Source organism: Microvirga sp. P4_G7 (assembly GCF_056401005.1).
This window is the reverse complement of record NZ_JBFUKD010000112.1, coordinates 1-8,049: the sequence shown is the minus strand read 5'-3', so window position 1 is coordinate 8,049 and position 8,049 is coordinate 1. Positions and strand designations below refer to the sequence as shown.

Annotated in this window: 9 protein-coding genes; 4 read left to right on the top strand and 5 right to left on the bottom strand. The window is 62.5% G+C overall.

All coding sequences use genetic code 11. The features are described 5' to 3' along the window. The coding region (locus AC1DT3_RS07550; protein WP_477464638.1) for an alpha/beta hydrolase at nt 1–822 on the bottom strand (822 nt) is incomplete at its 3' end. 173 nt (nt 823–995) lie between these two features. On the opposite strand from AC1DT3_RS07550, the gene AC1DT3_RS07545 reads away from it, so the two are divergent. After that, nucleotides 996–1,751: a DUF3750 domain-containing protein gene (locus AC1DT3_RS07545; RefSeq protein ID WP_477464637.1), complete on the top strand. Its 756-nt coding sequence runs from the start codon at nt 996–998 to the stop codon at nt 1,749–1,751. A gap of 53 nt (nt 1,752–1,804) precedes the next feature. Then, nucleotides 1,805–2,791, top strand: coding sequence for a methylmalonyl Co-A mutase-associated GTPase MeaB (gene meaB, locus AC1DT3_RS07540; RefSeq protein ID WP_477464636.1), 987 nt, complete (start codon nt 1,805–1,807; stop codon nt 2,789–2,791). A gap of 3 nt (nt 2,792–2,794) precedes the next feature. Here the strand turns inward: meaB and AC1DT3_RS07535 are convergent, their stop codons facing one another. Further along, nucleotides 2,795–3,805, bottom strand: coding sequence for an asparaginase (locus AC1DT3_RS07535; protein WP_477464635.1), 1,011 nt, complete (start codon nt 3,803–3,805; stop codon nt 2,795–2,797). A gap of 163 nt (nt 3,806–3,968) precedes the next feature. Between AC1DT3_RS07535 and AC1DT3_RS07530 the strand changes: the two genes are divergently transcribed. Further along, the gene (locus tag AC1DT3_RS07530) at nt 3,969–5,312 is read left to right on the top strand and encodes a UDP-glucose dehydrogenase family protein (protein ID WP_477464634.1); all 1,344 of its coding nucleotides are present in this window, start codon (nt 3,969–3,971) and stop codon (nt 5,310–5,312) included. A gap of 104 nt (nt 5,313–5,416) precedes the next feature. Then, nucleotides 5,417–5,653: an Lrp/AsnC ligand binding domain-containing protein gene (locus tag AC1DT3_RS07525; protein ID WP_477464633.1), complete on the top strand. Its 237-nt coding sequence runs from the start codon at nt 5,417–5,419 to the stop codon at nt 5,651–5,653. A gap of 21 nt (nt 5,654–5,674) precedes the next feature. Here AC1DT3_RS07525 and AC1DT3_RS07520 read toward each other — a convergent pair whose 3' ends face one another. The 3 genes from AC1DT3_RS07520 to AC1DT3_RS07510 all read right to left on the bottom strand — a co-directional run bounded on the left by AC1DT3_RS07520 (nt 5,675) and on the right by AC1DT3_RS07510 (nt 8,012). Continuing rightward, a complete protein-coding gene (locus AC1DT3_RS07520) occupies nt 5,675–6,760 on the bottom strand; it encodes a transglycosylase SLT domain-containing protein (protein ID WP_477464632.1) in 1,086 nt (361 codons plus the stop codon). A 164-nt stretch (nt 6,761–6,924) separates the two neighbouring features. Then, the gene (locus tag AC1DT3_RS07515) at nt 6,925–7,371 is read right to left on the bottom strand and encodes a Crp/Fnr family transcriptional regulator (protein ID WP_477464631.1); all 447 of its coding nucleotides are present in this window, start codon (nt 7,369–7,371) and stop codon (nt 6,925–6,927) included. Then, entirely contained in the window at nt 7,368–8,012 is a 645-nt protein-coding gene (locus AC1DT3_RS07510) for a hypothetical protein (RefSeq protein WP_477464630.1), read from the bottom strand. Before AC1DT3_RS07510 ends, AC1DT3_RS07515 begins: the two co-directional genes overlap by 4 nt. Between the last annotated feature and the right edge of the window lie 37 nt (nt 8,013–8,049).

Sequence of the window (8,049 nt, the reverse complement as noted above, 5' to 3'; positions counted from 1 at the left end):
CATGGCGAGGGCACGATCGTTCGTCGCGCTGATGACGGTGATCTTCTGCGCATCGGCCCCAAGGTGCTCGACGCCGCGGGCAAACAGATCGATGTCGATGTCAGGCGCCGCCAGCACGACTGCGCCGATGCGTGACATGGCGCTCTCGCCACCGGCGGCGCGAAGCATGCGCAGGGTCTCGAGAGTCAGCAGCGTTCCCATACTGTGCGCGACGATATGCACGCGACCGCCGCTCGGGGAATTCGCCAGGGCCGTCAGAAGATCTTGCATGGCATCGCGCGACCACATGGCGCTTTCGCGATCGCTGACGTAGCTGAAGGTCGAGCCGGCGGAAGGCCAGGTGAACAATCCCGAGATGCCGGGAAAGTTGATCCCGCTCGACAATTGCGCCGCCGAGGCGGCACCGGTTTCGAAACTCTCCTTGTAGCCKTGCACGTAGAGCAGCACGTTCTGACCGAGTGCTTGCTGGGCGAACGCGTCGGCGGCATTCTTGCGCACCACATCGTCGACTGTCGCGATGTCCCAGTCGCCGGAAACCATCGAGGCGACGCGGCCGACCATCGAGCGGTCGGGCAATTTCATATGCGCCTTGGCGAAAATGAGATCGGGCGCGCGTTGCGCGCTKAACCACGGCTTCTGGATCGGGGTTCCGACGGGAAGACGCGTCGTGGCGACGAAGATCGTCGGATCGCGCATGAGCGCGGACCGTGGAGGCGCCAGCGCGCTTCCCAGATCGCCATCGCCGCCGATGCAGCCGGCGACAGCGAGCGTCAGGAGACCGGCAGCGACGAGGCGAACGTTTCGGAGAAGGATTGCGAGCATGATGGGGGATGTGAAAGGGTTGGGCCTCTGTCTTGCCTTTGATCGTGGCGAGCACAAGGCAGATCGACGGCCGGCGTGAAAGCATGCGTCGCATGGTAAACACTTCATGAGCGAACCCGCCTTGGGGCCAAACCAGCTTGCTGAGACCGGGCCGTCGCCCTACGGTCCGAACGATGTTGCTTCTCCGGACCATCGTTCTCGTCGTCTTTGGCCTGTTTCTGCTGCCGCTCGGGACGCACGCCTTATGGTGGGTCATGCGCGAAGACGTCGCGCCCGATTGGCGTGGCGCCGATTGGTCGAGTGCGAAATTGCTGCCGCAAGCGTCCGAGGCGCCACAGGCGATCGTGGCGGTGTACGCCGCGCGAGTGGGTCGCTGGCGCGGCATCTTCGCTCACCACACCTGGATCGTGGTGAAGGAAGCCGGCGGCGTCGCCTATACGCGCTACGACAAGGTCGGATGGGGAAGCCCGATCCGCACCAACGGCTGGGTGCCCGACGGACGCTGGTTCGGCAATGCGCCGCAACCGCTCGTTCTGATCGAAGGCGCAGAGGCGGAGCAACTCATCCCAAAAATACGGAACGCGGTCTCGACTTACCCCTATCGCTCGTTTGGCGCTTACAACGCTTGGCCGGGACCGAACTCGAACACATTCGTCGCTCACGTGATGCGATCGGTTCCGGAACTGGCGGCGCCGCTCCCGCCGACGGCTCTCGGCAAGGACTGGCAGCCCATGGGTGACATCGTGGGCTTCACTCCCAGCAGAACCGGCGTGCAGGTGTCTTTGGCAGGATACGCGGGGCTGTCCGTCGGTTGGATCGAGGGACTGGAACTCGATGTGCTCGGGTTGACCGCAGGTGTCGACATTCGCCGCCCCGCCTTGAAGCTGCCGGGCTGGGGACGGATCGGGATGGATCCGATCATCTGGTGAAATCGAGCGACCGCCTCATCCCTTTTATCGCAGAAATGATCTAAACCTTCCCGATGGCTGGGCAAGCGAACCGAAAGATCGAAGTAACGGCGGACGCCGTGGCGAGGGGCGACCGTGCTGCGCTCGCGCGGGCGATCACCCTCATCGAGTCACGTCGGACCGACCACAGGGCAGCCGCGCGGATCCTTTTGCAGGAGTTGCTGCCCCTCACGGGACGTGCCGTGCGGATCGGGGTGACCGGTGTTCCCGGGGTCGGTAAGTCCACCGCCATCGACACCCTCGGCAGTCGCCTCACGGCCGAAGGCAAGAAAGTCGCCGTACTCGCCGTCGATCCGAGTTCGACGCGGACGGGCGGCGCCATTCTCGGCGACAAGACGCGTATGGCGAAACTGGCGGCGGACCCGAACGCCTTCATCCGCCCCTCTCCCACATCCGGTACGCTCGGTGGCGTCGCCGCGAAAACCCGCGAAGCCATGCTCCTTTGCGAGGCCGCGGGTTTCGACGTGATCCTCGTCGAGACCGTCGGCGTCGGCCAATCCGAAACGGCCGTCGCCGATCTCACGGATTTTTTCCTCGTTCTGATGCTCCCGGGCGCCGGTGATGAGTTGCAGGGAATCAAGAAGGGCATTCTCGAATTGGCGGACATGATCGCCGTCAACAAGGGAGACGACGCCGCAATGAAGGCGAAAGCAGCCGCCGCAGAATATCGCGCGGCGCTCCATATTCTCACCCCGGCCTCCGCCACGTGGACACCGCCGGTCGTCGTGATCTCGGGCCTTACCGGTCTCGGTCTCGAAGAGATGTGGCAGACGATCCTCGACCACCGCAATCGCCTCGAAGCGACAGGCGAATTGGCGGCTAAACGCAAGGCGCAGGACCTGAAATGGATGTGGGCGCTCGTCGAAGAACGCATTCACGAAAAACTGATGACGGATCCAGCCCTCCGCGAGCGTTTGCCGGCACTCCGGACCATGGTCTCCGACGGGGTGCTCGCGCCCAATGCCGCGGCCGACGAGATCGCGAGCCTTTTGGGTCTCTAGACCTCAGAAAACGGTCAGCGCTTCTGCGGCGCGGAGCGAGCCGACGTCGGTGCCGTTCCAATTCTTGAGGACAGGACTGGCCAAAGCGCCGAGACCAGCGCGCTCAGCATCCCCAAGTTCCAGGAAATGCAGCAGGAGCTTGGCCATCGCGACCTCGGCGGCCCGGGAAGCGCCGTCGTCGATCTTGAGCGCGATGCCGTAGCCGAGCTCCGGCAGCGCAGCGCAATAGACTCCCTCCGCTCCGGTCTTCACGAAGGCTCGCTCGCCGAGGATTTCCGTGGCCTTCGTATCGAAGCGACCGGTTCCGGCGATCATGAAGGGATTTTGCGCCACCGCCCTCCGGATACGATCGGCAGCCTTCTTGCAGCTTGGCGAAATGCCATGCCCGCTGCCGAATTTCGCGAAAGCGAAAGCGAGCGCCGGTAGCGGCATCGCATAGGTCGGAATCGAACACCCGTCGGTGCCGGCGACATCGCTCGTATGCGAGGCGCCGGTCATGTCCTCGAGCATGCCGCGCACCGTCTGCTGCACCTTGTGCCCTGCGCCGACATAACCCTTGGGATCCTCCCCCAAACCGCAGGCGAGGCAGATGAAGCCGGCATGCTTGCCGGAGCAGTTGTTGTGCAGGGCCGAGGGCTTCCCGCCCGACGCGGCGAGCGCCCGGGTGGCGTCCTCGCCCAAAGGCCAATGAGCGCCGCATTCGAGGCAGCCTTCGTCGCACCCCACCTTCGACAGTATCGAGGTGGCGACAGCCACATGCCTCGGCTCACCAGAATGAGAAGCGCAGGCCAGGGCGATTTCCTCGTCCGTCAGCGCGAACTTGTCGGCGATCCCGGTTTCGACGAGGGGCATGGTTTGCAGCGCCTTCACCGCAGAGCGCGGGAAAACCCGATATTCGACCGCTCCCAAGGACAAAACCAACCCGCCATCGGCATCGATGACCGAAATAGCCCCCCGATGGCGCGACTCGACGAGATTGCCTCGGGTCACCTCGACAAGAAATGGATTGTCCATAGAACTTCTCGCCCTGAATGAGACGGCGTGTTGTGGAGAGTTTTTAGGGGAAGTCAAAGGAAACCAAAGGGACGAGCCAAGGGAATGGCGCTCTTTCTTCGTCCCGGGTTGCGGTGAAGCTGTCATCCCCTTAAACCCAATCGCCTGAAAACAGGAGGCCTGAATGCGTGTTGCGATGATCGGGGCCGGCTATGTCGGCCTCGTCTCGGGTGCGTGCTTTGCGGATTTCGGGCACGAAGTATGTTGCGTCGACACCGATCCGGCCAAGATCGAGGCTCTACGGCGTGGCGAGATGCCGATTTTCGAGCCAGGCCTTGCCGAGCTGGTGGCCAAGAACGTGCGCGAGGGCCGGCTCAGCTTCGCCACGGACCTCGCCGAACACGTTCACCAGGCTGAAGCGGTGTTCATCGCGGTCGGCACGCCGTCCCGCCGCGGCGACGGTCACGCGGACCTGACCTACGTCCATCAGGCGGCGCGCGACATCGCAGCCGCCCTGTCGTCCGGCTATACGGTGGTGGTGACCAAATCGACGGTCCCAGTGGGCACCGGCGACGAGGTCGAGCGGATCATTCGTGAAGTCCGGCCGGATGCCGATTTTTCGGTGGTATCGAACCCAGAATTTCTCCGCGAAGGCGCGGCGATCGCCGATTTCAAAAGGCCCGACAGGATCCTCATCGGAACCGAGGACAAGCGCGCCGAGGCGGCGATGACCGAAATCTACCGGCCGCTCTATCTCAACCAGTCGCCCCTGCTCGTGACCTCGCGCCGAACCGCGGAGCTGACGAAATATGCCGCGAATGCTTTTCTCGCGACCAAGATCACCTTCATCAACGAAATCGCCGACCTCTGCGAAAAGGTCGGAGCGAACGTCCAAGACGTAGCCCGTGGCATCGGTCTCGACAACCGGATCGGATCCAAGTTTCTCCACGCTGGGCCAGGTTACGGCGGCTCGTGTTTTCCGAAGGACACATTGGCGCTGATCAAGACCGCGCAGGATTTCGACGCGCCGACGCGGATCGTCGAAACGGTGGCCGCCGTGAACGATCAGCGCAAGCGCGCCATGGGCCGCAAGATCATCGCCGCGTGCGATGGTTCCGTGCGCGGCAAGACCATCGCCATCCTCGGCCTCACCTTCAAGCCGAACACGGACGACATGCGCGACGCGCCGGCCTTGTCGATCATCACGACATTGCAGGACGCCGGAGCGACCGTGCGCGCCTACGACCCGGAGGGTATGGGTGCAGCGGCTGCCCTTCTGCCGGACGTGGAATACACGAGCGATCCCTATTCCTGTTCGCGCGGCGCCGACGCACTCGTCATCGTCACGGAATGGGACATGTTCCGCGCCCTCGACCTCGGACGGCTCAAGGCCGCCTTGAGGGTTCCGACGGTTGTCGACCTGCGAAACATCTACAATCCGATGGAAATGGAGCGGCGCGGTTTCACCTATGTGAGCGTCGGCCGTCGAAACGCGGAAATCGCGGAAATCGCGGACTTGGCGGACTAATCGGAGGTCGCCGGCAATCCGCCTCTCCGTCACATCGTTGACCGTTTCCACTCCACCGCATCATGGACTATCCTCGGAAACGAGGCGCCCACAGGAACGACGCAATGCAGACCTTCTTTGTCGAAATCAAATGCAAGCTTGGAAAGACTTACGACGTCGCCAGTGCGCTCGCCGATCGTGAGATTGCCTCGGAGATCTACTCGACGGCCGGCAATTACGACATTCTCGCGAAGTTCCACATCGACGATGGTGCCGATATCGGTCGTTTCATCGCGGAAAACGTGCAGTCGATCAACGAGATCGCCGACACGCACACGATCATCACGTTCAAGGCGTTCTGACGGATCCGGCTCCGCTGGTGATCAGCGGATCGCGGCGTTCGCCTCGACGCTCTGTTTGGCGAGATTTGCCGTGTCGAGCAGCCTTGGCTCGACGGCCTCATAACGATCGAGCCGGCGGACGATCTTGGAGTCGATGCGATCATACAGGCCGGCGACACTGATCGGCCGGCGCTTGCGACCCTGGACTTCGGTGAAGAGGCCCGCATTGGCCTTCGCCGCCTGCGGAAAAAGCTTCGAAGCGGCGACGTCAGGTGATTCATCGAGGGCGTGAAGGAACCGGATGGCGCTCGTCGCCCCGAGGAAATGGGCCAGATAGAGCTCGGCCTCGGCGAGCTCTCTCTCCCCCTGTCCCTGCAACTCACGCTCGATATCTTTTATGAGCTCGCCCGCCATCAGCGCGGAAAAGTACGGATCGCGCCTCAGGCTCATGACCCAGGCCTTGTCCTTCTCGTTCTTGAGCGCCGGTTCTCCATCGACCATCTTGATGGCCTCCGCGACGGCTCCATAGCCATAATCGGCCGCGTGGGTGTAGAGCGTTTCGAGCCAGGTCCGGTCGATGAACTGGAACAAACCCTCCGCGCTCGACGTCGCCGCTTTGGCGTCCGGCGAAAGGCTCGATTCCACATCCGCGAGCGTCATCATGTAGACCGGATCGACCCCGGCGATGCGCGCGGCGTTGAGGATGGACTGCACCAGCCATCGCGGCGCGCTCTGCTTTCCGAAGCTGACCAATTCCTCCATGTCCTCGGCCACGGGGCTTCGGGGCGACGCGGTATCGGTGGCTTCGGTCTTGCTCAGGAAGGGGAAGGCGGCCTTCAAGATCGACGCGAACAGGCCGGGCTTCTTGGTGAGCGACGGATCGAAGACCTCCTTGACCTCGATCGGGGCAACCTCGATCGGAGAGACCTCGATGGGGGCGAGGACCGCGAGCCTGTAAGGCAAGGTCGCGACGGCGGCGGGACCAGCTGTCACACCCTGAAGACCGACCACCAAACCACAGGCGATGAAGAGATGAGCGACGCGGCGGCCAGTCGCGCCAAACGATTGCGTGCATACCCGCGCGTCACAACGGGCCGCGCCTGAAGGCGCGCTCGACCTGGTCGTCATTGCTTTCCCAGCTGACCCGGCTACGTGGTCGGATCAGTCCCTTGTGCCATTCTGGGACAAGGGTTGGCGGCAACTTGTGACGAGAATCGGTCAGCTTGACCATAAAAACGGCACGAAACGTCAGATTTCTGAAATTTTTTGGGAGGCGCGATCTTTACGCAACGTTAAGAACGCGATTGAGCCACCAATTGTGCGTTCGTGCGCTCCAGCCGGTCGGCGAGTTCGCGCATCACGGCGAGTGCGATCTGGGGAAACTGCGCCAGCAATTCGAGGAAGACGCGCTTGTCGATCCGCAGCGCGATGGTCTGATCGGCCGCCACGATGGTCGCGGATCGCGGTGTATCGGAGAGAATCCCCATCTCGCCGACGAGGGCATTGTTTCCAAGTTCCGCGACTTGAATCTCGCCGCGCGGCGTATCGAGCATGACCTGTGCTCGCCCGTCGAGAATAACGTAAGCGGCGTCCGAGACGTCGCCCTGAGAAAAGAAGCGTTGGCCGCCGGAAAACTGAACGCGCTCGCTGGTGAAGGCGAGCAATTTGAGCCGCGCGGGGTCGATGTCTTTGAACATCGKCACCTGACGAAGCGATTGGACCTCGGATTCCAGCGTCATACTACCCCTCCCGCCAACTGCGCGTCAGAAGTTCTCTCTTCTGTTGACGACGACAGATGGCGTTTCTCTGTCGTAACCTGTCCCCTGCGAAAACGCACGCTGATATCGAAAGCCTCAGCCTGCCGTTCGTTGGGAAGAACCATGAATAGACTGCGGCCTTCGCACAATTCCAGTAGGACCCCAACCAACTTTTGGGCACGCGCCTCATCGAAAGAGGCAAGTGCATTGTCGATGATCAGGACGTCCGGCTTTTTGACAAGGCAGCGAGCCAGATTGATGCTGGCGCGCTGGTGGGCATCGAGGAGCCGACCCGCGGTTCCCACCTGATGATCCAAACCGATCCGCTCGATGCTGGCAAGAAGGCCAAGCTCGCTGACGACGGACCAAATGGCCTCGGCGACCCGCAATTGTGCATTCGCAATATTATAACTGATCCGCCCGAACAGCAAATTGTCGCGAAGGGGCGCGGCGACGCACAGTTTCTCCTGATCATAGAACTCGACGCCCGGATCGCCCGACGATTCCAGCATTTCGCGCACGAGGCCCCGTGCCCGGACGAAACGCATCCTGAGATTGTCGTCGAGGAGGCCGAGGCGGTGCCGAGCCTCGATATAGGCCAGGGGCAGCGCCAGCAGCCGCATCTCGTCGGCCTTTGAAATCGGCCCTTGCGCGTGTCGC

Coding starts and splice junctions, on each gene's coding strand:
- AC1DT3_RS07530 (WP_477464634.1), top strand. CDS start 3,969: ATGCGTGTTGCGATGATCGGGGCCGGCTATGTCGGCCTCGTCTCGGGT.
- AC1DT3_RS07510 (WP_477464630.1), bottom strand. CDS start 8,012: ATGCGGCTGCTGGCGCTGCCCCTGGCCTATATCGAGGCTCGGCACCGC.
- AC1DT3_RS07535 (WP_477464635.1), bottom strand. CDS start 3,805: ATGGACAATCCATTTCTTGTCGAGGTGACCCGAGGCAATCTCGTCGAG.
- meaB (WP_477464636.1), top strand. CDS start 1,805: ATGGCTGGGCAAGCGAACCGAAAGATCGAAGTAACGGCGGACGCCGTG.
- AC1DT3_RS07545 (WP_477464637.1), top strand. CDS start 996: ATGTTGCTTCTCCGGACCATCGTTCTCGTCGTCTTTGGCCTGTTTCTG.
- AC1DT3_RS07520 (WP_477464632.1), bottom strand. CDS start 6,760: ATGACGACCAGGTCGAGCGCGCCTTCAGGCGCGGCCCGTTGTGACGCG.
- AC1DT3_RS07525 (WP_477464633.1), top strand. CDS start 5,417: ATGCAGACCTTCTTTGTCGAAATCAAATGCAAGCTTGGAAAGACTTAC.